Raw genomic sequence first — 24217 nt, 5'->3', positions numbered from 1 at the left:
GATCTAGTACATCAGGCTTTTTTATTGCGTTCTTTCCGTACGGATTGTTTACTTTGTTCAAATAATTCAAAGCGTTCTCTAGGTACTCCCGATACTTCCGCCATAAGATTCTTATCATCTTCACAACGTTCCATATCTTCTATGGCTAACCAACGTAAATACTGGCTATTTGACCAGTGGCGCTCATACGCTTCTCTTGCAATATGCTCTGCAACTTCTTCAGGTAGATGTGTAGGCATACAAACTGACTTCTTTTTACTCTTAACTACTTCTTCAGTTAAGTTGCTTCGACTTCTCATGTGTTATTCCAATCTAGTTTTGTTTAAGCAATTAGCGGCTGGCTTCGCAAATATCCAAAATCAACACCTGGGCAAAGCTCACTACATGAGATTTTTCCCTTACTTGCTTTTTCAATTTCAATTGCTAAACCTGCACCACATTTTTTATTTACATAAATAACTTGGTTTAAGTTTCCAACAGTTGTTCCACACTTTTCAGCAAATACTTTTCGATCGTTAGGTGTCATGTTTGCAAGATAATTTTTGAGGTTTTCTATGTTCGTAAAATGCATGTTGTTTCTCCATTACATTATTTAGTAAATACTAAATTTAACAAACAAAGAAGTCAAGATTAATTTAGCAAATACGAATTTACTTTTTACTAAAAACTATATGAAATACTAATCATGGATATCATCGCTTTAAGACGCAGAAATTTGCGCGCAGTTATAGATACTGCTATCAATTCAGGGAAATCTAAATCAGATGCAGCCTTCTGTGAGCACTTTGATTTAAACCCTAGTCATATCTCTCAACTTGTTAAAGGTCATGGAAGTTTTGGTGAAAGAGCTGCTAGAAATTTAGAAAAGAAAATTGGATTGGAAGTAGGCTTCTTGGATAAAGAAAACACTCCATCAACTGAAATAGAAAAATTAGATAACAACATAGTTCCAGTAACATCAAAATTATTGCCAGTACTCTCTTGGGTACAAGCAGGTACGATGACTTCTGTTGAGACAGTAAATAGATTAGAAATTAGTGACTGGTTACCACCTTTAAGCATGGATGATCCTGAAGAGTGTTTTTATTTAAGAGTTGTTGGCATTAGTAATTTCCCAACATACATGGAAGGCGATTACATTCTTATAAACCCCACTCTATGCGCCTCAGAGCTTATCTCAGGCGATCTAATTGTTGTTCGCCACAATACTGATGCCACATTTAAAAAATTAGTTATAGAGACGGATGGGCGCAAATACTTACAAGCACTTAACCCTAATTTTCAACCGAATATTATTGAATTTGAAGAAGGTGCTGAGTTAGTTGGTTTAGTGATTGATGCATTCAGACCACTAGGTGGTTCAAGATCAAAAAGAGAAAGAAAAATTAATTAACTATCAGAGGGTTTATGAAAAATTTAGCTTTAAGAATTGATACATTTATAGCACTAGGCTGTTCAAGACCAAAACGTGATAGAAAAAGTTGAAAAACTGTCTAAATTGTTGGTGATATCTATCTCATGGTTATTTAAACGATCAAAAATGCTATTGAAGACTTCGAATAATGGCCAGTATATCTTCTTTGGATTTTTGGTGAGTTTGGGAATAGTACTTAATAACTTAATTTTTTTTAGAGGGCCAGAGTTATGGATTTTAATTTTTCACATCAAGAAATTGCCACGATGATTGGTGGTTTCATTGCACTTGGTATCGCACTACTGGCTTTTTACAAAAAAGGTGGCACCAACCATTCAATCAAAAATATTGGCGACAATAACAATATTGTTAATGGTAATGGCGATATCAAAACCAAAAATAATAAAAATACTAAGTAGAAAAGGATTATTGATATGAGTTTCGGTAAAAACAACCACAGAACAGGGAATATAGGAAATAGTAATGTTGTTGTTAACGGTGACGGAACTATCAATATCTACAGCGAAAAAAAAGTATTAAACGAAACTATACTTTTTAAAGTCTTAGATAGAATCACAGATCTTATAGAAAATACACAAATTGTGCCCAATCCCTGTCATAATCTTCCATATGATATCAAAGATAAAATTGTTTACAACGAAATTGATTGTTATGCAAGAGACCGAGATATTTATGAAGATGGAATGTATTGTGTAATCATACGATTAAATGAAATTGAAGGTAACTCTGATGGCAATATCAAATTAAAGCTCTTCAACTATGTCAATAGTATTTTTCGCAATATCAGAAATAGAAATCCTGATTACTCATCAACTAAAATTGTTTTCAGTGTAGAAGATAGGATTAAAGAACATCTAAAAAATGAGGATCAACAATCTTTCCTATCCCCTGAAGACTTAACTTATGTAGAACATATCGTGTATTATGTTTTTGCATCGTGTAAGATTTTCGATAAACCACCCCAAGCATTTATAGATACAAATAATGTTAATTCTGAATGAGACTAGACCTAGCATTTCTTTGTATTTTCTAGGTAGTAAATTAATTCGCCTAATGACTTCAAATAGGGATAAATATTTTTATCTTATGGACTTGTATGAGCTTTTTAACAAGAAAAACCCTATCCCTTTTAATAGATTTATGCTCACTCTGGATTGGTTGTATGCTGTAGGTTTTATTAATATGTCTCCTGAAGGTAAAATTTATGTATCTTAAAAATATTGTAATTACTAAAAATACAGGAGAAGAAATTCAGAATATAACTTTTTACAAGGGCTTAAATATTGTATTAGGTTGTACTGATGGATCATCAGATACTAATAACTTAGGAAAAACAACTTTAATTAGATGTATTAATTTCTGTCTTGCTGGAAAGTTTGAAGAGTTTTTTAAAGATCCCGAGAACACGCATATTGAAAATACATGCGTCAAAAATTTTTTAATAGACAATGAAATTTCTTTTAAATTAAGTTTCTGTGTAGATTTGGATAAAGCTACGCCTGAACGAGACTTTTATGTTTGTAGAAAAGTTGTTAAAGATAACTCGCCAAGAAGAAAAAAGAATTTTTTTAAAGTTATAAATTATTTTAATAACACTAAAGAGATTGAAGAGGATGAATATAAAGAACGATTATATCTAAATCTTTTTGGTAGAGTGTCTCCTGAACCTTCTTTTAGGAATCTAATTACTAAATTTGTTCGTAAAGACAGCCTACAAATAGAAAATATTTTAAGATATTTAGGTAGATATATTAATAACGATGCATATTCAATACTCCAATTTCGCCTATTTGGTCTTCAGGATCTAGAGGTAATGGATGAAAAAGTTCAAGTTGATAAAGAATTAAAGCAATTAGAGAGTAATCAATCATCTTTAAAAAGTATGTTGCCTGAAGGTTTAAGACAACGAATAGATTTATTACAAAGCGAATTAGATGAAAAGCAAGCTTTGAGCAATTCTTATCAAATCAGAGAACAGTATAATGTTGATGAAGATGAACTAAACAACCTAAATAATCAACTTCAGAAAATAGATTCAACAATTAATAATTTGATTGCCAACAAATTAACTTTAGAAAAACGTTTTGGAAGTTTGGAAGATAGTAAATTTGATGATAACTCGCAAAATATTGCATATATGTATGAAGAAGCCAAACTTTTAAATGTAAGTTTGGAGCAAGAATTCGAATCCACAGTAAAGTTCCATAACACAATGTTGGATAACGAAGCGAAATACCTTAAAAAACGTATTCAGCATTTAGAAATAGAACTTGATAATCTAGGAAAACTACGGAGCAACATCGCAGAACAATATAATATGCTATTGAAACAACTCGGTGCGCAGGGTGCTTTAGCTGAATACGCTAAGTTAAATGATAGTATTATCAAACTTTCGACAAAGATTGCTAACGATGAAGCACTTTTGATTAGATTAGAAGAAGCTGAGACAAGAATATCAGAACTAAATAAAGTTAGAGATGGTTTGATTGAAAAATTACATACGAGCTTAACTGAGTTTGAAACAAAGAATATATATTTATTTAACCAATATTTCGCCAAGTTCTCGCAGCAGCTTTATGAGGAAAAATGGTATATCGCTTTTGTGCAGGATAATGGAAAATATAAATTTGATGTGAAAGTTATAGAATCAAATACAGGAAGTGGAAAAAAACAAGCATTAGTTGCTGCTTTTGATATTGCCTATATGGCTTTTATTAAAGATAGTCGAATTAATTTACCTTTTCCGAACTTTGCTACACAGGATAAAATTGAGATTATTGATTCACGAAAACTTCTAAAGTTATCTGAATTAATTTTAGAAGCAGATGGTCAAATGATTGCTCCCGCTATTATTGATAAATTTGAAAGTTTTCCAAAAGAAGAATTTAAAGGTAAAATTATTCTAAAGTTAGACTGCAATAATAGATTCTTTGGCATCTAGTTCAAAAATAACCTCCATTCAGCCCTGCACTATGCGGGGCTTTCTTTTAGGTATATTACCAAACACTAAATAATAAAAGTAAATAAATTTAGTAAACACTATTGACATAGTATTTAGTAAATACTAAATTATATCTCATCCAGACAACAAAAAGCCCACGTCAGTCGTCAAACAAATCGTGGGCTTTCCATCGGAACGAGGTAATTATGCAACAGAACAATCTAGCAAATCAACAGCGATTAGTTAAAAAGCTAATCCGCAATCAAAACAAGAAGTTATTTAAAAAGCGTCTGATTGAGGATGCTAAAACTCTAACGGCCTTCTCTATTTTGGTTTCTATCGCTGTGTTTTTGGGAGTGAATTTCTAATGAATGTTCAAGACTCTCAAGCACAACACGTTCTTAACGTATTCAAAAACGATACGTGGCAAGAAAAACAAGCCGTTGTCGAAACACTCTACATGCTTGGTCACTTAACCAATGCTGAGCATACCAAGCTCACCCAAGAATCGATGCACATTAAAGACCAGGTGCGTCAACAAGAAGAAGCTGAACTATTTGGTGAGGTCTACGCATGAAAATGTATCTAGTGACTACTGCATTCACAGGCTATGAATTTATCAAAGCTGTAAAAGAGAATGGGAACTTCAAAAACCTAGATGGTGAGGTTATCCCTAAATCACACATTCAATCACTTGATGTTGTTACTCCCGATCAAGCTGAGTTTGAGCTTACATATAGAAAATACGAGCTTCATGTAGATTTTCATAAGCATGACAACTTGGTTTATGGAAATCCTAAGACACAGGCTATCTATAGTTTATGGCGTAATGCAAAAGGATTACCTGTTTCAGATCCGAATTATATTCGTGTTTCCCAAGAGTTGGCTGAGAGATCTACTCAAAAACCTGAAATCTACTCATCAAGAAAATATAAAGGGGATTAATCATGAGTCTTCAAGTAATACAAAATGAATTAAAAGCCCCAAAGTCAAAATATAACAGCTTTGGAAAGTATAACTATCGTTCTTGCGAGGACATTCTAGAGGCTGTAAAACCTTTACTTGCGAAGCATAACTGCAATTTATTTATTTCAGATACATCTAAAGAGCTATGTGGTGTGCCTGTAATTATTGCAACTGTGACGTTTATTGATTCTGATGGTAAGCAAACCGTTGTCACTGCTGAGGCTGCTGTTGATCTTACGAAGAAAGGTATGGATAACGCTCAAACATTCGGTACTTCAAGCTCATATGCTCGTAAGTATGCATTAAATGGACTATTCCTTATTGATGATACTAAGGATGCAGATACTGATGAATATGTACATCAGACAAGGGTTAATCAAAAAAATATAGCGCCTAATCCACCACAAAAACAACCAATCAATCAAAAAGCTTTTGATGAGGCGTGTTCTGCTGTTTCTAGTGGTCAATTCACTGTTCAGCAAGTTGAAAGAAAGTATTTTTTGACTGATCAACAGCGCAATCACCTTCAATCGCTTGCTAAAACAGTTACTACATAAATGAAATTTGAATACTGCTTCCACTGTAAGCAACTCATGCAAGCAGATACGAAAGGTCGATGTATCGCTTGTTATACATATATTGTTTTTAGGAAATGAGTATGAGGCACAAACAGAAAATTGAGGCATTTTTTAATATTTGCTTAGAAACAGTACAAGCTGTGAAAAACAATCCTGTTTGTACTTCTCAATTGGTATCAGATGCAACTGGTGTATCTAAAAGATGTGCTCAGAGGTACTTAGTTACATTAGAAAAATTAAACATCGTACGAAAGGTTGGAACTACTGAATATAGATGGTTCTTAACCGAAAAAGGCGAAAAGATTTTTAGAAATTAGGTAGGAATATTGGAATGATTGATTTAGAGAAAGATCATGGCTAAACGTTTAAACAAACTAGATCGAATGACATCTGAAGAAAAAGTGGCTGAAAGTTTACGTTTTTGGGAAGCTGGCAATGATGCACTCTTCCCTCCTGAAACAATCGCTATTGTATTAGGTATGTCATTAGCTTGGTTACAAGCAAAACGATGCAATGGTGGAGGAATTAGTTTTATCAAACCGAATGGAAATAAGATTATTTATTATCAGAAGTCAGATGTAATTAGTTTCATTAAAAGAAATAAGTTGGCAAATACAGCTTAATCAAAAAGGGGGTTTAGCCCCCTTTAATTTTGCCCAAAAATTACAAAATCAAGTAGACTCTGAGTAGACCAATCCGAGTAGACCGTGAGTAGACTTAGGGCATGTTGTAATATAGGGTAATCTATTGCGATATATTGCGATGTATAATTGAATATTAATAAAAACAGTGGTTTATATGATAAAAATAAGAGGAATTGTATGTTTTTTCTTGCTTTTTTGAGGAGGCTTATAGAATTATGAGTCCGCTGCTCTAACCAACTGAGCTATAGGCCCTAATTTTATATCTAATCTAGCCATAAAATCAATATTGGCAATATTGATTAAGTTATCTCAAAAAAACAAGAGCATAGACCATAAAATATTACGATTAATTATCATTTGAATATATTTTACCCAAATTTTTCTTATAAAAATAAATGTACTGTACGAGTCGCTGTTTGAGCAAACCAGTAAATTAGAAAAACAATTACGAGTACCGAACTAGATGTTACAAATAGCTCTATTTTAGACATAGTATTCACCATTCTTATTTTTATTGCTTATGTACAAATACTAAACCATTTTTACACAAGATACAAATAAATAAAATTATTTACCAATTATATTATAATAAAAACAATTAAGAAGATCTAAATCTCAGAAAACAACAATAAATTTATTTGTTATAAAAATAGTAAACATTATTTTATATTTCTAAGTTGAGCAACATTAATCATCAATTTGCCATCTTTCTCTATTTGCTGACCAACTATTTGTAGCTTCACACCATTATATAAACTTCCATAGGGAGCTAAGCTCGGGTCAATATAAGCATACAAAATTCTAAAGTGATCGTTCAATACATAAACATTATTATCTAGCACATAATCAATCTTTGCATTTAGTTTTACAATACTCCCTACTGGAAGTCTACTGGCTTTTAAAACACTAACAGATTTCTTATGTAGTGCCAGTGCCCTTACCTCATCTTGACTGTACTGATCTTTTTCTACAATGGAGGACTCTGCAAAAACAGTAGAGCTATTAAAAGAAATTAGAATGATAGGTAGTATTAATTTTTTGAACATTTTTATCTCCTTTTTTATCATTATTACTAAAATATATAACGAATACTTTATTGTTTTTGTTATTTAAATTTTACTCTTACGTATAAAAAATGGCGACCAATACTGTCGCCATTTTCTGTGTTTTAATACTTAAGCATCAAGCTGCTCAAGTATCTCATCAGGAATTTCTACATTTGTATAAACATTCTGAACATCATCTAAATCCTCAAACATATCAATCATTTTCATGATTTGTTTTGCTTGATCTACATCAGTAATTTCAGCTTTTGTTGATGGACTCATAACAACTTCAGCATTATCAGACTTTAATCCTGCTGTTGTAAGCGCATCTTGAACTTCACCAAATGTTTCAGGTGTAGTAATCACAAGAATACCATCTTCTGTGATTTCAATATCTTCCGCACCTGCCTCTAATGCAACTTCCATAATCTTTTCTTCCAAAGATACATCTTCAAAAGAAATTTCACCACGTTTTGTAAACAGATAAGCAACAGAACCAGATGTACCTAAATTACCATTTGTTTTGGTAAAACAGTGACGTACATCAGGCACTGTACGATTTAGGTTGTCTGTCATTGTTTCTACTAAAACAGCAACACCACCCACACCATAACCTTCATAAGTTACTTCTTTTAAATCTTCGTTATCTTCACCACCTGCACCGCGCTGAATTGCACGGTTGATAGTATCGCGTGTCATATTTACAGAAAGTGCTTTCTCTACAACAGCACGTAATCGTGGATTTGCTTGTGGATCTGGCCCACCTAATTTCGCTGCTGTCACAAGTTCACGAATATACTTAGTAAAAACTTTACCGCGGCTTGCATCTTGTTTTGCTTTACGATGCTTAATATTGGCCCACTTAGAATGACCCGCCATGCAAAATGCTCCTAAAAGATTGGTCTTTTATGCAATATAAAAAGTTTGGCAATTCTAACATAAGCACGAATGTTAGAAAAATAGTCACTTTCACTTTAATTATAAATTGTAAAAAGAACCACGCCACAGTGTTTAAATACTATACATAATTCAGAGTCTTAGATTCTTCAACTAGCATATAAACCAAATCTAATTCAGGGCAAGGATAGCCCATTATAGTCAATGCTGCTGTGATTTGCCCCCGATGATGTGTACTATGCTGAAATACATGCAGCAATACATCTTCATAAGGCAAACTCATAAGCTTGCCTGCAGAGGTTATATAATCAAGTTGATTTGGAAATCTATTATCTTGAAATTGTGCCAAAAATATAACCCAATTATGTGATTTTTGGTTCAGCTGATTTAAAAGTTCTTTTTTATCCGTTTCAATAATACTATTCAGCTTTAAGCCGTCGGATATTGACAGTTTTTCAAATCGACTATACCAAAGATAATGTTCACCGACGAGTACATGGTTTAACGTGCCACAAATGCTATTAAAAAATAATCCACATGGTCGTGAAAAATCACTTTCTGAGACATTCAGCAATGCTTCAGTCAATTTTTTAGTTGCCCAAACATTATAGCGTGCTAACACCTCAAATTGCTTCATATCCATGTAGAAATATTTTAACCTCAAATCTATTTATAATGGTGTAACTAATGGTTCTTTATTAAAAAAATGAATCAAGTTTTCGCAAACAAGTTCCGCCATCGCCAAACGCGTTTCATGCGTCCCACTTGCATAGTGCGGTGTAAGTACAACATTATCCATTTTAAATAATGGGCTTTCTGTGCATGGTTCTGTTTCAAATACATCCAAACCCGCACCAGCTATTTTTTTGTCTTTTAAACTTTTAATCAATGCCTTTTCATCAATAACCGAACCACGTGCAATATTAATAAGATATGCAGTAGGTTTCATTTTTTCTAAAATACTCGCATTAATAATATGTTGTGTTTCACCCGTACTTGGTAGCGCTAAAATGAGAAAATCTGCTTGCTTTGCCAACTCTTCCAATGTTGCGATATATTGATAATCCACATGATTTTTTTGAGTACGGTTGTGGTAAATAATTTTCATCCCAGCTGCTTCAGCACGCTTCGCGATAGCCTCACCAATATTCCCCATACCTAAAATGCCACATACTTTTTTTGAGATACTCGTTGTTAAAGGAAATGATGCTGTCCACTGCCCTGTTTTCACATAAGTATTTGCTTGAATAAGTTGTCTTGCAACAGCATATGTCAACATCATTGCAGTATCTGCAACACAATCATTTAATACATTTGGCGTATTGGTCACTTGTATACCACGCTGCTTGGCATAATCAACCTCTATACTGTCATACCCAACACCAAAACTTGCAATGACCTGAAGCTTTGGTAAAGCATTTATCATTTCTTTAGACATTCCAACACTATTACTTGTTGCAACAGCAATAACCTCTTCGCCTTTGTCTTTTAAAAACTCTTCTTTATTGTCGATATAGGCCAGTTCATAAATTTTTGAAAAAGATTTCTTTAGTAAATTTAGAAATATATCTGACTGTTTACCTAGCACTAAAACTGTTGCTTCTATTGGTTGATCCATTCCTTTCTCACTTATACTTTCAATTTATTTTATATACATACTAATCTAACGTAACTTGCTATACCTGACCTTAATATTTTTTAAGCAACAGATAAAAAGACGCTGTACAACATGCTTGGATTTATTCAAAATGAAGATGTTTTAAAATTCTAAATTCTCCTACTTTCTCAAATGTAAGGCGTTCGTGTGTCCAACTTAGATCAGATCATACAAAATATCTCATCCCATACTCCAATGATGCAACAATATATCAACGTAAAAATGGAGCATCCAAACAGCCTATTGTTCTATCGTATGGGAGATTTTTACGAACTATTTTTTGACGATGCAAAGAAAGCAGCCAAACTTCTAGGGATTACTTTGACCCATCGTGGAAAAAGTAACGGCGACCCTATTCCCATGGCAGGCGTGCCTTTTCATGCAGCAGAAGGTTACCTTGCACGCCTTGTAAAAAAGGGGGAAACCGTTGTTATTTGTGAACAAGTTGGTGAGGTTACAGGCAAAGGGCCTGTAGAGAGAAAAGTTGTTCGAATTATTACACCAGGTACACTTACAGATGATGCGTTACTCAATAGTACACAAAACTCTAATCTTGTCTCTTTAAGCATACAGCAGAACCAAATTGGTATTGCACTTCTCGATTTAAGTGCAGGTATTTTTAAAGTTCAACAACAAGAATTTAAACCTGAAATGCTCACCATCGAGTTAGCACGTTTAATGCCAAGTGAAATCTTAATTAACGAAGATTTAGTCGATCAAAATATCATTGAAATAATAAAAAAACAGTTAGAGTGCCCCATTACTAAGCGCCCAAATGTCGACTTTAACCAGAAAAATGCAGATAAAACATTATGCGACCAGTTTAATGTGTCTACCCTTGCAGGTTTTGGTATTGATCATCTACCTCTTTCTAAGTCTGCTGCTGCTGCACTCATTCACTATGCAAAAGAAACACAAAAAACTGCTCTACCGCATATTAGAAATATTACACTTGAGCAAAGCCAAGACTTTATTGCATTAGATCCTGTTACACGGCGCAATTTAGAAATTATCGACCCTCTCTTTGAACATGGCACATCACTTTTCAATTTAATTAATGACTGCCAAACTGCAATGGGTAGCCGACTACTCGGCCGCACACTCATGCAACCCGTTCGAGATTGTGCCATTTTAGAGGCACGCCTAGAAGCCACAAGTCAGATTTTAGAAGGCTATTATGAGTCTCCTATTCGTCTCGTACTTAAGGAAATAGGCGATATTGAACGTGTTCTTAGTCGCGTTGCTTTAGGCTCTGCTCGCCCTAGAGATTTAGTGCAACTTAGACAAGCTTGTGCTCAAATTCCTGACTTGCATAAGTCAATTGCACCATTACTTCAACAAAAAGACTCGCCTAAGCTACTTGAACAACTCAATGATGATTTAGGTGATGTACATGCACTACATCAACATTTAAGTGTAGCAATTGTAGAAAACCCACCTGTTTTACTACGTGATGGCAATGTAATCGCTGAAGGTTTCGATGCCGAGCTTGATGAGTTAAGACAAATTCGTGACCATGCTGGACAATTTCTCATAGATTTAGAAATTAAAGAAAGACAAGAAACAGGAATAAATACACTTAAAATCGGTTACAACCGCGTAAGTGGTTACTACATTGAACTAACAAGATCACAGGCAGAACAAGCTCCGAGCCACTATATCCGTCGTCAAACACTAAAAAATGTTGAGCGTTATATTACTCCTGAACTCAAAGGTTTTGAAGATAAAGTTTTATCGAGTGAATCTCGTGCACTCGCGCGAGAAAAAATGCTATTTGAACGGCTTTTGGAACAATTACGCGCAAATATTGCAGAATTGCAGATTATGAGTAGTGCTATTGCACAAATAGATGTACTCACTAACTTTGCACATCAAGCACGCATACGTCATTGGGCACGTCCCGACTTTAGTCCGGAGGTTGGTGTTCATATTATTGCAGGCCGACACCCAGTTGTTGAAGCATTAAGTAAAACACCTTTTACACCAAACAGTACACAGCTCAATGCTCAGCATCGTCTTGCAATTATTACTGGGCCAAATATGGGCGGTAAATCGACATTTATGCGACAAACTGCACTGATTAGCTTATTGGCATATTGCGGTAGTTTCGTACCCGCAGAAAGTGCAACACTTGGACCTATCGACCGAATTTTCACACGCATTGGTTCTGCCGATGACCTGTCTACAGGCAAATCGACCTTTATGGTAGAAATGACAGAAACATCTCAAATTTTGCACCATGCCACACAACAATCTCTTGTTCTAATGGATGAAGTTGGACGTGGAACAAGCACCTATGATGGTTTATCCCTCGCATGGGCTTGCGTGCTTGATTTATCTAAACGAATTAAATGTTTATGCTTATTTGCAACACATTATTTTGAGCTCACAGAACTTGGGCATGAAAGCATGATTGATAACTACCATGTGACTGCCAAAGAACTCAATGGGAATCTGATTCTTCTACATAAAGTACAAGCAGGTCCTGCAAGCCAAAGTCATGGTCTACAAGTTGCAAAGTTAGCAGGAATTCCTTCAGGTGTAATTAAAGAAGCTCAAAAACGATTAAAAATTTTGGAAAAGCAACAAATTTCTTCACCAAATACGGTGATACAAAGCGATCTATTTTCACAAGAAAAAGATTTCGCAGAATCACCTATTATAGAAACTATTGAAAAAGTTGTAGAAGTTATTCAACCCTCAATAGTTGAAGACAAACTATCTAATATAGACATTGATGATCTGACCCCACGTCAAGCATTAGAGCACCTTTATCAACTTAAATCACTGCTGAAGTCTTAAAAATTTTTAAGGCATATCCTCATTTGGATTTAGACCAAATGAGGATACGAACTCGATGTATTGAATTAAAATGCCACGTAGATTAATAAATAGTATAGATTCAAAGCTCAATGCAAAAAATATTATCGACTAAACTAATTCCTTTCCATATTAAAACACCTAGACTAGTACTATTTAACTCGTAAAATTTCTACAAGCCTATTTTGTATATGGCTAATTGCATTTGCATACCCCTGATCGTACATCTCTGAGCTTTGCCTCCAAAACTCCCAATGCTCAATATATTCGCTTTCTAACTCTTTAATTAATTTTTGTACTTTTTGAACTTTATGTTTATTTACATCTTTTGCAATATTCGGTTTGTGCCCACCACGTTTTGCATTCTTCATTTGTTTTTGATAATTGAGTTCTGCTTTAATATTCATTCTACCTTCCGTATGTCTTATACACAGTTGAAAGTTCAATTAAAATCAACTTCATTCTCAGGATTACGCATATTTTTGAAAAAAATATGACAAATAAAAGAAAAATTTATGACAAGCCAAAGTGAAATACCGTATTTAATAAATTTAGATCAATGTCTTATCTTGTAGTTTTACTTAGCATAACCATTATAAATAAAATGCATAACTATTGATATTAATTCTCATTATCAGTAAAAATTATATAGAAACGGGTATTTCATAGATTTAAATAATTAATATCAATAAAAGGAATTGTTACTTGACCCATTTTTTGCCTACAATATAGAAATTAAAGATGAACACCAAATTTTTTAGGTAGCTGTCGCTATGGCCTTTGTTGTCACTGAAAACTGTATTAAATGTAAATATCAAGATTGCGTTGAAGTATGTCCTGTCGACTGCTTCTACGAAGGTCCTAACTTCCTTGTCATTCACCCAGATGAGTGTATTGACTGTGCATTATGTGAACCAGAATGCCCTGCAAATGCAATATTTTCAGAAGATGAATTGCCTGCAGGACAAGAAGTCTTTATTGAGCTGAATGCTGAACTTGCTGAAAAATGGCCAAACATCACAGAAATTGGTGAACAGCCAGAAGACCGTGAGGAATGGAATGGTAAAACAGATAAGCTTCAATACTTGGAAAAATAAAAAAAAAGATCAGCAATGGCTGATCTTTTTTTATTTAAAATTACTTAATTTAAATACCTTATTTAGAGCTATAACCGTACAATAATTTTATAAATAAAATAGTTGAAATTATGGTCTATGTATAATCTTCAAAAATTTAAAAGAACTCTTTTAGCATTCGCTTGTGTAATTTCAGGAACATCTATTTTTGCAAAAACACCTGCTCCACTTATTGTGACAAGCATTCCTAACTATTATTTCACTAAAAAAATCCCATCCTCTTATTTTTTATGGGTTTCACACAACCATCACCTACAAAAAGTAAAAGCTTATGAAGATTTCCTCCGAAAAAATAATGTAAATAATATCGTTCCTACGTTTGAGCTATTAAGAACAGCACGAGATTGGAAACAATGCGGGAGAGAAGAATACCTTATTCCCCCTAAAGAGCTTTGGAAAAATCAAGTACCAACACTCAAAGTATTTAGATATCTAACAGCAACAAAAGCATTGACTAATTTCGAGGTAACATCTGCTTATCGTGACTTTAAAATGAATCGCTGTGCAGGTGGTGCAGTTTCTTCCCGCCATATTCTTAATGCTGCAATGGACTTTCGTATTGGGCCTGAGCATCCTACAGCAAAAGATTATATACATATCGAAAAAACCAAATTTAAATTATGTCAATTTTGGAAGCAATATGGACCTGAGCTAAAAATGGGTCTAGGAACATATTCATCAGGACAAATTCATATTGATACACAGGGCTATCGAACATGGGGACCTGACCATACTCAGTCATCTTCTATCTGTCTTTAATCTTATCTTATATGTTAAAATACACATTCAACTACAACAAGGAATGTGGTGGAAGAATGCTAAAAATATGTATGACTGATGATATCCCTGAACGAGAAGCACGTACATTTGATAACGAAACTCTAGGCACATTTTTTATTACCCAACGTAATGGACAATTTTTTGCGTATAAAAACATTTGCCCACACTTACAAGTAGAGCTTGAAATTTTAGAAAATCAATTTTTAGATCAAGATCAAGAATTTATTCAATGTTCAACACACGGCGCATTATTTAGAGTGGAAACAGGAGAATGTATTTTTGGCCCCTGCTTAGGTGAGGCACTCACCTCAATTCCCATTCAAATTCACTCAGATGGTGGTATTTATCTCGCGTAAGTATATATAATGAACAATAGCTTAGATAACTTTCTACAAAGCCCAGAACTAATTCCATTTCATTTATGTGTAATTACATTTGTTTTACTGAGTGTCTTTGAAACACTCGGTTTATATATTGGAATATCGCCATTTCGCTTTCTAAAACGGCTCATTCCTTTTCGTCCTAATAATCCACTTTTACAAATCAAGTTTTCTAGAACACTTATTGTTATTTTCTTTCTCATTAATTTTAGTTTTGCAGGCTACTTTTTCCAATTTGCTTATTATGCTTATGAGCAAGCATTTGCTTCCAGTATATATGTACTTATTCCAACGCTAATTATTGCACTTTTCTTCACTATTTTTATGATTCACTGCCTAGATCAGGTAATCAAACCTAAATTTATTCATAGAGAACTCAATTTAATTGGCCGCTTAGCAACCATTTCGACAAACAGTACAAATCCTAAAATCACCGCTCAAGCGAGAGTAAGAGATGAATACGGTCAAATTCACTATGTAACTGTTTGCTCAGAATTTGGAGAGATCCCCTTACATACACAGGTTATCCTTATTCGTAAAAAAGATAATCTCTATATAGTTAAGAAAATAATTGAATCTAACTACTTATTAGATCATGAAATCTTTCCTAAATAATTACTTATGAGTAATTAGAGATGGTTTAACCCTAGTAATGGATCTTTTAACAACTAAATGATTAAAGAAGATGTTTAATACCACAGCAACTACACATGTAATGCTAATCCCTGAATGGAACATCATTTGAACCCATTTAGGAAAATGAATAAAAAAATCATGATTAATCATGGGAATCATGCCAGCAGAAAGTGCAACAGCAACGATTATTAAATTCTTTTGATCGCTGAATTCTACTTGAGCAAGTGTACGAATTCCACTTGCAGCAACAGAACCAAATAATACAATGCCCGCGCCACCTAAAACAGGTGTAGGTATTGCAGCAATAAAACGCCCCATAACAGGGAATAATCCGAGTAAAATAAGAATTGCACCGCCTGATGCCACCACAAAACGACTTTTTACACCAGTAATCGCGACCAAGCCTACATTTTGGGCGAATGCACTTTGCATGAATGTTCCAAAAAAGGGGGCGATTGCAGATGAAAGCATATCTGCACGCAAACCATTAGCAATACGTTGTTGAGCGACCTCACTCCCTACAATTTCCCCCACTGCTAAAATATCTGCGGTGGTTTCTGTTAGTGTAACAATCATAACAATACACATCGCAATAATTGCAGGAATATTGAATATAGGCAAACCAAATGAAAATAGACTTGGAATAGCAATCCACTGCCCGTCTAAAACTTGCGAGAAATTACAATATCCGAGTAAATATGCGACAATTGTTCCTATAACAATTGACAGTAATATAGCAACCCGACGTAATTCAATAGAACCAAAGCGACTAAATAATAATAAAATACATAATGTGAAAGCAGCTAATCCTAAATTAGACAAACTTCCCCAATTTGCTAATTTATTATTTCCACCCATTATCCAATTTAGTGCAACAGGTAATAAAGAAAAGCCAATAATCGTAATTACACTTCCCGTAACTACAGGTGGAAAAAATCTTATAATCCGAGAAAAAAATGGTGCAATGACCAAGCCAATAAGTGAGCTTGCCAATACTGCACCTAGAATCGCTTGAAAACCTCCGCCTGTTGTCCCAATAGCAATCATACTAGCTACACCTGCAAATGAAACACCTTGAACAAGGGGTAGTTTTGCACCAAACCACCTCATACCAAGTGTTTGCAATAGTGTTGCAAACCCACCAACAAATAAAGAAGCAGTAATTAACATGCCTATTTCAATATGACTTAAACCAATTGCTGAACCAACGATAAGTGGTGGTGCAACGATTCCACCATACATAGTCAAAACATGTTGTAAACCATAGGCTATACTCTTATTTAAGCCTAGATATTCATCTTCATAAGCGATTTTACTCTGCTTCATAACCTTTTCCTTGTTATTTCTTCAATATAAATAAAAATAAGCAAGGCATATGCCAAGTTATACTTTAAAACGTCTTTTATTAGGCATTTATAATGAAACACTTAGAAAACTAAATAATTTTGTTATAATCATCTCGCTTTCATATAGATACTTTTGTTTCTGCTATGAGAAAAAAACAAAATCAATCCTTAAACATTCCAATCGGTTCACACCTTTTGGTAAAACATTTTGGCTATACACATCATGGCATTTATGCAGGTAAAGGTCGTGTGATTCACTATTCTGGATTTGCGCATTTTTTTAGAAAGCGTCCTATAGAAATTACAAAACTTGAAAAATTTTCACATCACAAACCTCTTCACATTCGTACCTATAAAAACCCCAAATTTAAAGGTCGTGCAGTTGTTCGACGGATGCGTTTACGTATGAATGAAAACCACTATCACCTCATCATGAATAACTGTGAGCATCTGTGCTCATGGGCAATTACAGGAATCGAAGATAGCCCTCAAGTAGAAAAGATGATGCGTCGCCTAACCACTATTGGCTATATCAGCTCTCTTATGAGTTATATGAATGGTATTTTTATTACTGTTGCCACTGCTAGCTTTGCATTGGTCTTATACATTAATAAAAAACTAAAAGACAAAGCAAAAATGGAAGGTCCTATTTACCTCTTTTTAAAGCAAATGAACAAAAAATAAAGCCCTCATCATCCTGAAATAATGAGGGCTTATCTACTTACTAAAATTATTTAGCTGGTTTAAAGCTATCTCGCAAATCTAAAATACGGTTAAACACAGGCTTTTCAGTAGAGTGATCATAACGATCTGCTACAAAGTAACCTTCACGCTCAAACTGAAAACGCTCTTCATTTTTTGCTTGTGCTAAAGCAGGCTCAATTATCGCTTGTACAATTTTTAATGAATCTTGATTCAAGTTCGCTAAGAAATCATCACCCACCTCAGGATCGGCTTCAGTGAACAAACGATCATAAATACGTACTTCCGCAGGAAGACCATGATCTGCAGATACCCAGTGAATTACACCCTTCACTTTGCGACCTTCAGGCTTTTTACCTAATGTATCAGCATCAATCGAACATTTAAGCTCAATCACTTCACCATTGGCATCTTTAATCACTTCATCACACTTAATGACATAAGCATGACGCAATCTTACTTCACCTTCAGGCGTAAGGCGTTTAAAGCCTTTTGGTGGAACTTCTTCAAAGTCTGAACGATCAATATAAATTTCTGATGTGAGTGGAATTGTACGATCACCCATATCTACATTTGGATGACGTGCATGTACTAAATCCATCGCTTCAGGCAAGTTAGTCAACGTCACTTTAAGTGGGTTCAGCACTGCCATACCACGTGCAGCTGTATTTTCTAATGACTGACGAATACAGAATTCAAGCATTGCAACATCAACAATACCATCCGTTTTTGAAACACCCACACGCTTACAGAAATCACGCAAACCTTCAGGAGTAAAACCACGACGGCGCATACCTACAACAGTTGGCATACGAGGGTCATCCCAACCATTTACATGATTTCCTTCAACCAAACGGCGAAGCTTACGCTTAGAGGTAATTGTATAATCAACATTTAAACGAGATGATTCATACTGACGTGGTACTGCATCTGAATGTACTTTTGCGACAACCCAATCATAGAATGCACGGTGATCTTGAAACTCCAACGTACATAATGAATGAGTTACACCTTCAATAGCATCTGATAACGGATGTGCATAATCATACATTGGATAAATTTTCCATTTATCACCTGTTTGATGATGTGATGCATGTAAAACACGATATAAAATCGGATCACGCATATGTACATTTGGACTTGCCATATCAATTTTAGCACGTAATACAGCTTGTCCTTCACCATAACCACCATCACGCATTTTTTCAAAACGTGATAAGTTTTCTTCTACTGTTACATCTCTGTAAGGCGAATTTTTACCAGCTTCGACAAAATTACCACGATTCAGCTTAATTTCTTCAGGTGATTGTAAATCGACATACGCATCACCTTGCTTAATCAGTTGAACGGCCCATGTATATAGCTGATCAAAATATTTTGATGCGTAACGTGCTTCGCCATCCCATTGGAAACCTAACCACTTCACATCATTTTCAATACCTGTTACATACTCTTGTTCTTCTGCATCAGGGTTTGTATCATCAAAACGTAAATTACATACGCCTTTAAATTCTTCAGCAACACCAAAATTTAGACAAATTGCTTTTACATGACCAATATGTAAATAGCCATTTGGCTCAGGTGGGAAACGCGTAACGACTGAGCTTGTACGACCTTGTGCTAAATCATCAGTGATCACTTGACGTACAAAATCTAAGCCGGGCTGTTGTTCTTGCTGCACAGAATCAGTAGAGGCTTGACTGTTTTGTGTCGGGTGATTTGGCAGATCTGAAACAACATCATTTGGCTTCATAATAGATAATTCACTTCTATAAAGTTAAATTTTGACTGAATGAAACGTTATCTTAACTTTTTTTATAAGATAATTAACGTTTATACTTGCTATCTAGTTTACAGTTTGCTTATGCTTCTCTCAACCAAAAACCCATGGCTAATTTAGTCCATGTATAGGAGATATAAATATGAGCCTGCCTCAAGTTGAATTAAATACAAATAAAGGACGTATTGTTCTTGAGTTAAATAGCGAAAAAGCACCAAAAACTGTTGCAAATTTTTTAGAATATGTACGTGATGGTTTTTATGATGGCGTAATTTTTCACCGTGTAATTGATGGCTTCATGGTACAAGGCGGTGGCTTTGACGAAAACTTCAAAGAAAAAGTAACACGTGATTCTATTGAAAACGAAGCTGACAATGGCTTAAGCAACGATGTAGGTACAGTTGCTATGGCACGTACTCAAGCACCTCACTCTGCTTCTGCACAGTTTTTCATCAATGTTAAAAATAACAGCTTCTTAAACCACAGCGGAAAAACAACACAAGGTTGGGGCTATGCTGTATTTGGTAAAGTTGTTGAAGGTATGGATATTGTGAACGAAATTAAAAATGTTCGCACTGGAAATCGTGGCTACCATGCAGACGTACCATTAGAAAATGTTGTGATTGAATCTGCTAAAATTATCGCTGAATAATTTTAATTGAGCATCAAGTGACTTATCTGTTTATCTCAGATTTACACTTATCTCAAAATCACCCTCGACTTGTTCGAGGGTTTTTCGCATTACTTCAGCACTACCAAAATAAAAATACCCAACTTTATATCTTGGGCGACTGGTTTAATGCATGGATTGGTGATGATGATACCTCTCCATGGTTAGAGGAAATTGTTCAACAGCTTAAATGCTTTACCCAAGCAGGTAATACAATTTATTTTCAAGTAGGCAACCGCGATTTTGCACTTGGACAAAAATTCTTAGATCAGTTTTCAGGTCATTTATTACCCGACACATACACACTCACGATCGATCATAAAAAATACCGTTTAGAACATGGTGATTCGCTATGTACCGATGATATTTCCTATCAGCGCTTTAAAAAAATTATTCGAAACCCTCTACTCCTTGGATTACTTAAAAGAACGCCCTTAAACTTCCGCAAAAAACTTGCCAATGGCTTTCGTAAAAAAAGCACATCATCACAACAAGAAAAAAGTTATGATATTATGGATGTAAACCCTAATGCAGTGAGTCAAGCCTTAGAAAATAACCATATTCTCATACATGGACATACGCACCGCCCCGCACAGTATAATGATCAGAGCAAACAACGTATTGTTCTTGGAGACTGGAGAGAGATAACTGGTGAAGCTCAAATTCTAGAGATTTCAGACCAAGGGCAACAGCTTTTCTATATATGGAAATTTTAACTTTCATATTAATCATAATGTCATAGTGATTTTTTATATTAATGCGCTTATTCCATAGAAAAATTTATTACGCAATATGAGCACTTTTAAAAAATCTCTTTCTTTAGCCATTGCTTTAAGTACAATCATTCCTTTAACAACGCATGCACAAGAAACAAAAGCTGAACCTACATATACTCAAAACACAAAACTTTTGGCAGAAGGACACTGGGATCAGTTTAACCGACAACAAATAAATTCACTTATTCTAAAATACGGTAAACAAAGCCCAAACTACAACCCTGCCAAACCTTCTTACATTGTTGCAGATTTTGATAACACATCTGTGTTCTTAGACATTGAAGAAGCAACTCTGATTTACCAACTAGAACACCTTCTATTTAAAGTGACACCTGAACAACTCAACAATATTATCCGTAAAAATATCAGTGATAAAGACTTTGTCGCTGACTATAACAATGCTCAAGGACAATCTGTAAATATTGAGAAAGTTGCGCCTGACATTATTGAAAGTTATACGTGGCTATATCATCATTACAAAGGCTTAAAAGGTACAGAAACACTCGAACAAGTCCGCCAAAATCCAAACTATAGTAATTTTATTACAAAAATGCGTTACCTTTATGCTGCTATCGGTGACACATTTGAACATGAAGTGTCATACCCTTGGGTAACCTATCTATTTACAGGATTCAAAGCACCTGAAGTTAGAGATATGGTTAAACATACCGTAGAGTGGCAAAAGCAACAAAAAATTGAACCTGTAAAGTGGACTTCTCCTGAATCACTTTCAGGTAAAGCAGGTGTTGTTTCAATTAGCTGGGAAAATGGCTTACGTCCATACAAAGAAATGCAAAATTTATTTGCAACATTCCAAGAAAATGGCATTCAAGTTTATGTATGCTCTGCATCATTTATTGATGTAGTTAAAGAAATTGTTTCTAACCCTCGTATTGGCTACGGCGTAAATGAAAATCATGTACTTGCAATGGAACTAGAACGTGATTCTCAAGGCAAAATTTTACCTGAATTTAGAAAAGGATACTTCCAAACTCAAGGTATTGGTAAAAGCCAAATGATTAAAAAGTTCTTAGTCAGTAAATATGGTTATGGTCCTATATTCATTGCAGGTGACAGTGAAGGCGATCAAAACATGATGCAAGACTTTAAAGAAACCGAGAAAGTACTCATTGTAAACCGTCTAAGAAAGCCAACAACAGATATTGGACGCTTTTCTAAGCTTGCTGTCGATACATATGGTCAAGACAATGCCAAATATCTACTACAAGGTAGAGATGCAAATACTGGCGAGTTTGTGCCATCGTATAAGAGTATTTCTTATGGCTCTACAACACCAAAAGCTTTAAAATAAATAAAAAATGGCATGAGGTGGAGTATATCCTCATGCCATAATAACTTGCTACAACGACTTATTATTATAAATGATCTTGTGCTGTATTATATTTCATAGACTTTTTTGTACGGTGTTTTTTTGAAACAATTACACCTGAAATCACAACAAATAAAGATAATATTCCAGTTGAGGTAATCTCATGTACATGCTTTGGATCGAAAGCCATAATACCTAAAGCTGCAACAATAAATAAAATAACAGCCCAAGTTAAATATGGATACAACCACATTTTCATACGAATTGGCTGACCTGATTGTATTAATTTTTTTCTCATTCTTAATTGAGAAAATGCAATAACTAAATATACAAGTAATGCAATTGCACCAGAGCTATCTAATAAAAAGTTAAATACTTCTGCAGGTGCAGCATAGTTTGCAAAGGTACAAATAAAAGCCACAGAAGTAGATAACAATACCGCATACACTGGTGTTTGCTTGCTATTCAATTTTTGTACAAAATGAGGCGCATCTCCACGTTGTGATAGTGAAAACACCATACGTGATGCTGTATATAATGCTGAGTTCAAGCAACTCGTTACAGCAGTTAATACTACAATATCAACAATGAGTTTTGCATGTGGAATATTCAATAATTGTAAAACAGCTTGATAGGAACCAATTTTTGCTAATGTTGGATCATTCCAAGGCACTAAGCTAATAACAATAAAAATTGAAACTAAATAAAATAGACCAATTCTCCAAATAACAGAGTTAGTCGCTTTTGTAATTTGCGTTTCAGGATCTTTCGACTCACTTGCCGCAATCGTTACAATTTCCGACCCCATAAAAGAGAACATTGTTGTAAGTAATGCACCTAATACTGCACCCCAACCATTTGGTAAGAAACCACCATGATCGTATAAATGTTGTACGCCACCTACCGAAGGATTCGAAGAAAATCCAAAAATTGCCGCGCATCCCAATACAATAAATATAATAATTGAACCGACTTTAATGGTTGCTAACCAAAATTCAAACTCACCATAGTTTTTCACACTAAATAGATTAGTTACTGTAAGAGCTATTGTTATAAGAAAAGCCAATAACCAAACAGGTGCATCAGGTATCCATGAATGTAAAATTGTCGCTGCTGCATTGGCTTCAAATGGAATAACAAGTACCCAAAACCACCAATATAACCAACCAATAGTAAAACCTGCCCATTTTCCAATAGAGCGATCTGCATATGTGGAAAAAGAACCACTATCGGGTTGTGCAACTGCCATTTCCGACAGCATACGCATAACAAGTACAACCAATGTACCTGCTACCAAATAGGATATTAAAACAGCAGGACCTGCTGCTGCAATTGCGTGTCCAGATCCAACAAATAAGCCTGCTCCTATCGCTCCTGCAATAGAAAGCATCGTAACATGCCTATTTTTAAGGCCCTGTGAAAGATTGTTCGACTTTTCTTGTGTCATAAACACACCTAATTATCTTCTTAAATATTTGAAATTTTCACTACTCATCTACATAAAAGAATGCATATATAATGCCAATCTTAGTTTTAACGCAATAATCTGAGATGAAATGGCGATTTCCTGTTTAAATATACTTTTTCTTTCCTTAGAAATATTAGAAAAGCTCAGGTGTCTCCTTCTTTTATTACATAAGCATTACAATACGCTGTTTTTCACTTTGGTCAACAAATCGAAACAAAGAATATTTTTA

General features: G+C 34.7%; 30 protein-coding genes. 20 read left to right on the top strand and 10 right to left on the bottom strand.

From position 1 onward, the window contains the following. Positions 1–11 precede the first annotated feature (11 nt). Together AC1MPL_RS07030 and AC1MPL_RS07025 are read right to left on the bottom strand one after the other, a co-directional pair. Positions 12–299, bottom strand: coding sequence for a hypothetical protein (locus AC1MPL_RS07030; protein WP_479765079.1), 288 nt, complete (start codon positions 297–299; stop codon positions 12–14). Positions 300–322: 23 nt separating this feature from the next. Further along, positions 323–571, bottom strand: coding sequence for a helix-turn-helix domain-containing protein (locus tag AC1MPL_RS07025; RefSeq protein ID WP_196337979.1), 249 nt, complete (start codon positions 569–571; stop codon positions 323–325). Between the two features lie 114 nt (positions 572–685). Between AC1MPL_RS07025 and AC1MPL_RS07020 the strand changes: the two genes are divergently transcribed. From AC1MPL_RS07020 to AC1MPL_RS06970, 11 genes are all read left to right on the top strand, one after another. Continuing rightward, on the top strand, positions 686–1393 hold the full coding sequence (locus AC1MPL_RS07020) for a LexA family protein (RefSeq protein WP_479765078.1): 708 nt from the start codon (positions 686–688) through the stop codon (positions 1391–1393). 251 nt (positions 1394–1644) lie between these two features. Next, a complete protein-coding gene (locus AC1MPL_RS07015; RefSeq protein WP_479765077.1) occupies positions 1645–1833 on the top strand; it encodes a hypothetical protein in 189 nt (62 codons plus the stop codon). A 15-nt stretch (positions 1834–1848) separates the two neighbouring features. Then, positions 1849–2436, top strand: coding sequence for a hypothetical protein (locus AC1MPL_RS07010; RefSeq protein ID WP_479765076.1), 588 nt, complete (start codon positions 1849–1851; stop codon positions 2434–2436). Next, positions 2420–2650: an ABC-three component system middle component 6 gene (locus tag AC1MPL_RS07005; protein ID WP_479765075.1), complete on the top strand. Its 231-nt coding sequence runs from the start codon at positions 2420–2422 to the stop codon at positions 2648–2650. The genes AC1MPL_RS07010 and AC1MPL_RS07005 overlap by 17 nt, the downstream gene beginning before the upstream one ends. After that, on the top strand, positions 2640–4376 hold the full coding sequence (locus tag AC1MPL_RS07000) for a DUF2326 domain-containing protein (protein WP_479765074.1): 1737 nt from the start codon (positions 2640–2642) through the stop codon (positions 4374–4376). The genes AC1MPL_RS07005 and AC1MPL_RS07000 overlap by 11 nt, the downstream gene beginning before the upstream one ends. Positions 4377–4582: 206 nt before the next feature. Next, positions 4583–4744, top strand: a complete 162-nt coding sequence (locus AC1MPL_RS06995; RefSeq protein WP_479765073.1) for a hypothetical protein — start codon at positions 4583–4585, stop codon at positions 4742–4744. After that, on the top strand, positions 4744–4953 hold the full coding sequence (locus tag AC1MPL_RS06990; protein WP_479765072.1) for a hypothetical protein: 210 nt from the start codon (positions 4744–4746) through the stop codon (positions 4951–4953). Before AC1MPL_RS06995 ends, AC1MPL_RS06990 begins: the two co-directional genes overlap by 1 nt. Beyond that, a complete protein-coding gene (locus AC1MPL_RS06985; RefSeq protein ID WP_479765071.1) occupies positions 4950–5321 on the top strand; it encodes a hypothetical protein in 372 nt (123 codons plus the stop codon). Before AC1MPL_RS06990 ends, AC1MPL_RS06985 begins: the two co-directional genes overlap by 4 nt. Positions 5322–5323: 2 nt before the next feature. Further along, complete coding sequence (locus tag AC1MPL_RS06980) at positions 5324–5899, top strand: ERF family protein (protein ID WP_479765070.1); 576 nt, start codon at positions 5324–5326, stop codon at positions 5897–5899. A 101-nt stretch (positions 5900–6000) separates the two neighbouring features. Further along, a complete protein-coding gene (locus AC1MPL_RS06975) occupies positions 6001–6237 on the top strand; it encodes a hypothetical protein (RefSeq protein ID WP_479765069.1) in 237 nt (78 codons plus the stop codon). Between the two features lie 36 nt (positions 6238–6273). Further along, entirely contained in the window at positions 6274–6543 is a 270-nt protein-coding gene (locus tag AC1MPL_RS06970) for a hypothetical protein (protein WP_023272330.1), read from the top strand. Between the two features lie 680 nt (positions 6544–7223). Here the strand turns inward: AC1MPL_RS06970 and AC1MPL_RS06965 are convergent. The 4 genes from AC1MPL_RS06965 to AC1MPL_RS06950 form a co-directional block, all read right to left on the bottom strand. After that, complete coding sequence (locus AC1MPL_RS06965) at positions 7224–7610, bottom strand: hypothetical protein (protein WP_479765068.1); 387 nt, start codon at positions 7608–7610, stop codon at positions 7224–7226. Between the two features lie 129 nt (positions 7611–7739). Further along, positions 7740–8489 carry a YebC/PmpR family DNA-binding transcriptional regulator gene (locus AC1MPL_RS06960; protein WP_479765067.1) on the bottom strand — a complete coding sequence of 250 codons (750 nt, stop codon included), beginning with the start codon at positions 8487–8489 and terminating at the stop codon, positions 7740–7742. Between the two features lie 139 nt (positions 8490–8628). Further along, a complete protein-coding gene (locus tag AC1MPL_RS06955; protein ID WP_479765066.1) occupies positions 8629–9150 on the bottom strand; it encodes a DinB family protein in 522 nt (173 codons plus the stop codon). 27 nt (positions 9151–9177) lie between these two features. Beyond that, entirely contained in the window at positions 9178–10125 is a 948-nt protein-coding gene (locus AC1MPL_RS06950) for a 2-hydroxyacid dehydrogenase (RefSeq protein ID WP_479765065.1), read from the bottom strand. 234 nt (positions 10126–10359) lie between these two features. Between AC1MPL_RS06950 and mutS the strand changes: the two genes are divergently transcribed. Continuing rightward, positions 10360–12966, top strand: coding sequence for a DNA mismatch repair protein MutS (gene mutS, locus AC1MPL_RS06945; protein ID WP_479766182.1), 2607 nt, complete (start codon positions 10360–10362; stop codon positions 12964–12966). A gap of 170 nt (positions 12967–13136) precedes the next feature. Here mutS and AC1MPL_RS06940 read toward each other — a convergent pair whose 3' ends face one another. Beyond that, entirely contained in the window at positions 13137–13391 is a 255-nt protein-coding gene (locus tag AC1MPL_RS06940) for a hypothetical protein (RefSeq protein WP_479765064.1), read from the bottom strand. Between the two features lie 366 nt (positions 13392–13757). On the opposite strand from AC1MPL_RS06940, the gene fdxA reads away from it, so the two are divergent. The 4 genes from fdxA (at position 13758) to AC1MPL_RS06920 (ending at position 15895) form a co-directional block, all read left to right on the top strand. Further along, the gene (gene fdxA / locus AC1MPL_RS06935; protein ID WP_023272338.1) at positions 13758–14081 is read left to right on the top strand and encodes a ferredoxin FdxA; all 324 of its coding nucleotides are present in this window, start codon (positions 13758–13760) and stop codon (positions 14079–14081) included. Between the two features lie 117 nt (positions 14082–14198). Then, on the top strand, positions 14199–14879 hold the full coding sequence (locus tag AC1MPL_RS06930; RefSeq protein ID WP_479765063.1) for a D-Ala-D-Ala carboxypeptidase family metallohydrolase: 681 nt from the start codon (positions 14199–14201) through the stop codon (positions 14877–14879). Positions 14880–14950: 71 nt separating this feature from the next. Continuing rightward, positions 14951–15256 (top strand): Rieske (2Fe-2S) protein, encoded by a 306-nt coding sequence (locus AC1MPL_RS06925; protein ID WP_479766180.1) that lies wholly within the window; start codon positions 14951–14953, stop codon positions 15254–15256. A gap of 9 nt (positions 15257–15265) precedes the next feature. Further along, a complete protein-coding gene (locus AC1MPL_RS06920; RefSeq protein WP_479765062.1) occupies positions 15266–15895 on the top strand; it encodes an OB-fold-containig protein in 630 nt (209 codons plus the stop codon). Here the strand turns inward: AC1MPL_RS06920 and AC1MPL_RS06915 are convergent, their stop codons facing one another. After that, positions 15896–17242: a nucleobase:cation symporter-2 family protein gene (locus tag AC1MPL_RS06915; RefSeq protein ID WP_479765061.1), complete on the bottom strand. Its 1347-nt coding sequence runs from the start codon at positions 17240–17242 to the stop codon at positions 15896–15898. 164 nt (positions 17243–17406) lie between these two features. On the opposite strand from AC1MPL_RS06915, the gene AC1MPL_RS06910 reads away from it, so the two are divergent. After that, positions 17407–17946, top strand: a complete 540-nt coding sequence (locus tag AC1MPL_RS06910; RefSeq protein WP_479765060.1) for a lecithin retinol acyltransferase family protein — start codon at positions 17407–17409, stop codon at positions 17944–17946. Between the two features lie 46 nt (positions 17947–17992). Here AC1MPL_RS06910 and AC1MPL_RS06905 read toward each other — a convergent pair whose 3' ends face one another. Further along, positions 17993–19717 carry a glutamine--tRNA ligase/YqeY domain fusion protein gene (locus AC1MPL_RS06905; protein ID WP_479765059.1) on the bottom strand — a complete coding sequence of 575 codons (1725 nt, stop codon included), beginning with the start codon at positions 19715–19717 and terminating at the stop codon, positions 17993–17995. A 169-nt stretch (positions 19718–19886) separates the two neighbouring features. Here AC1MPL_RS06905 and AC1MPL_RS06900 point away from each other — a divergent pair, with 169 nt between their 5' ends. From AC1MPL_RS06900 to AC1MPL_RS06890, 3 genes are all read left to right on the top strand, one after another. Then, positions 19887–20396, top strand: a complete 510-nt coding sequence (locus tag AC1MPL_RS06900) for a peptidylprolyl isomerase (RefSeq protein ID WP_195771907.1) — start codon at positions 19887–19889, stop codon at positions 20394–20396. A 17-nt stretch (positions 20397–20413) separates the two neighbouring features. After that, positions 20414–21130, top strand: coding sequence for a UDP-2,3-diacylglucosamine diphosphatase (locus tag AC1MPL_RS06895; protein WP_479765058.1), 717 nt, complete (start codon positions 20414–20416; stop codon positions 21128–21130). A gap of 76 nt (positions 21131–21206) precedes the next feature. Further along, complete coding sequence (locus tag AC1MPL_RS06890; protein WP_479765057.1) at positions 21207–22502, top strand: HAD family hydrolase; 1296 nt, start codon at positions 21207–21209, stop codon at positions 22500–22502. 64 nt (positions 22503–22566) lie between these two features. On the opposite strand, the gene gabP is transcribed toward AC1MPL_RS06890, so the two are convergent. Then, the gene (gene gabP / locus AC1MPL_RS06885; RefSeq protein ID WP_479765056.1) at positions 22567–23967 is read right to left on the bottom strand and encodes a GABA permease; all 1401 of its coding nucleotides are present in this window, start codon (positions 23965–23967) and stop codon (positions 22567–22569) included. Positions 23968–24217 lie beyond the last annotated feature (250 nt).

Source organism: Acinetobacter sp. N1-1 (assembly GCF_056711485.1).
The sequence above is the reverse complement of the archived record's forward strand: the minus strand, read 5'-3'. Positions and strand labels throughout refer to the sequence as shown.

Coding starts and splice junctions, on each gene's coding strand:
- AC1MPL_RS06900 (WP_195771907.1), top strand. CDS start 19,887: ATGAGCCTGCCTCAAGTTGAATTAAATACAAATAAAGGACGTATTGTT.
- AC1MPL_RS06920 (WP_479765062.1), top strand. CDS start 15,266: ATGAACAATAGCTTAGATAACTTTCTACAAAGCCCAGAACTAATTCCA.
- AC1MPL_RS07005 (WP_479765075.1), top strand. CDS start 2,420: ATGTTAATTCTGAATGAGACTAGACCTAGCATTTCTTTGTATTTTCTA.
- gabP (WP_479765056.1), bottom strand. CDS start 23,967: ATGACACAAGAAAAGTCGAACAATCTTTCACAGGGCCTTAAAAATAGG.
- AC1MPL_RS07010 (WP_479765076.1), top strand. CDS start 1,849: ATGAGTTTCGGTAAAAACAACCACAGAACAGGGAATATAGGAAATAGT.
- AC1MPL_RS06995 (WP_479765073.1), top strand. CDS start 4,583: ATGCAACAGAACAATCTAGCAAATCAACAGCGATTAGTTAAAAAGCTA.
- AC1MPL_RS06980 (WP_479765070.1), top strand. CDS start 5,324: ATGAGTCTTCAAGTAATACAAAATGAATTAAAAGCCCCAAAGTCAAAA.
- AC1MPL_RS07015 (WP_479765077.1), top strand. CDS start 1,645: ATGGATTTTAATTTTTCACATCAAGAAATTGCCACGATGATTGGTGGT.
- AC1MPL_RS06930 (WP_479765063.1), top strand. CDS start 14,199: ATGTATAATCTTCAAAAATTTAAAAGAACTCTTTTAGCATTCGCTTGT.
- AC1MPL_RS07000 (WP_479765074.1), top strand. CDS start 2,640: ATGTATCTTAAAAATATTGTAATTACTAAAAATACAGGAGAAGAAATT.
- AC1MPL_RS07025 (WP_196337979.1), bottom strand. CDS start 571: ATGCATTTTACGAACATAGAAAACCTCAAAAATTATCTTGCAAACATG.
- AC1MPL_RS06925 (WP_479766180.1), top strand. CDS start 14,951: ATGACTGATGATATCCCTGAACGAGAAGCACGTACATTTGATAACGAA.
- AC1MPL_RS06905 (WP_479765059.1), bottom strand. CDS start 19,717: ATGAAGCCAAATGATGTTGTTTCAGATCTGCCAAATCACCCGACACAA.
- AC1MPL_RS06990 (WP_479765072.1), top strand. CDS start 4,744: ATGAATGTTCAAGACTCTCAAGCACAACACGTTCTTAACGTATTCAAA.
- AC1MPL_RS06915 (WP_479765061.1), bottom strand. CDS start 17,242: ATGAAGCAGAGTAAAATCGCTTATGAAGATGAATATCTAGGCTTAAAT.
- AC1MPL_RS06975 (WP_479765069.1), top strand. CDS start 6,001: ATGAGGCACAAACAGAAAATTGAGGCATTTTTTAATATTTGCTTAGAA.
- AC1MPL_RS06985 (WP_479765071.1), top strand. CDS start 4,950: ATGAAAATGTATCTAGTGACTACTGCATTCACAGGCTATGAATTTATC.
- AC1MPL_RS06955 (WP_479765066.1), bottom strand. CDS start 9,150: ATGGATATGAAGCAATTTGAGGTGTTAGCACGCTATAATGTTTGGGCA.
- AC1MPL_RS06910 (WP_479765060.1), top strand. CDS start 17,407: ATGAGAAAAAAACAAAATCAATCCTTAAACATTCCAATCGGTTCACAC.
- AC1MPL_RS07030 (WP_479765079.1), bottom strand. CDS start 299: ATGAGAAGTCGAAGCAACTTAACTGAAGAAGTAGTTAAGAGTAAAAAG.
- AC1MPL_RS06890 (WP_479765057.1), top strand. CDS start 21,207: ATGAGCACTTTTAAAAAATCTCTTTCTTTAGCCATTGCTTTAAGTACA.
- AC1MPL_RS07020 (WP_479765078.1), top strand. CDS start 686: ATGGATATCATCGCTTTAAGACGCAGAAATTTGCGCGCAGTTATAGAT.
- mutS (WP_479766182.1), top strand. CDS start 10,360: ATGATGCAACAATATATCAACGTAAAAATGGAGCATCCAAACAGCCTA.
- fdxA (WP_023272338.1), top strand. CDS start 13,758: ATGGCCTTTGTTGTCACTGAAAACTGTATTAAATGTAAATATCAAGAT.
- AC1MPL_RS06950 (WP_479765065.1), bottom strand. CDS start 10,125: ATGGATCAACCAATAGAAGCAACAGTTTTAGTGCTAGGTAAACAGTCA.
- AC1MPL_RS06940 (WP_479765064.1), bottom strand. CDS start 13,391: ATGAATATTAAAGCAGAACTCAATTATCAAAAACAAATGAAGAATGCA.
- AC1MPL_RS06965 (WP_479765068.1), bottom strand. CDS start 7,610: ATGTTCAAAAAATTAATACTACCTATCATTCTAATTTCTTTTAATAGC.
- AC1MPL_RS06960 (WP_479765067.1), bottom strand. CDS start 8,489: ATGGCGGGTCATTCTAAGTGGGCCAATATTAAGCATCGTAAAGCAAAA.
- AC1MPL_RS06970 (WP_023272330.1), top strand. CDS start 6,274: ATGGCTAAACGTTTAAACAAACTAGATCGAATGACATCTGAAGAAAAA.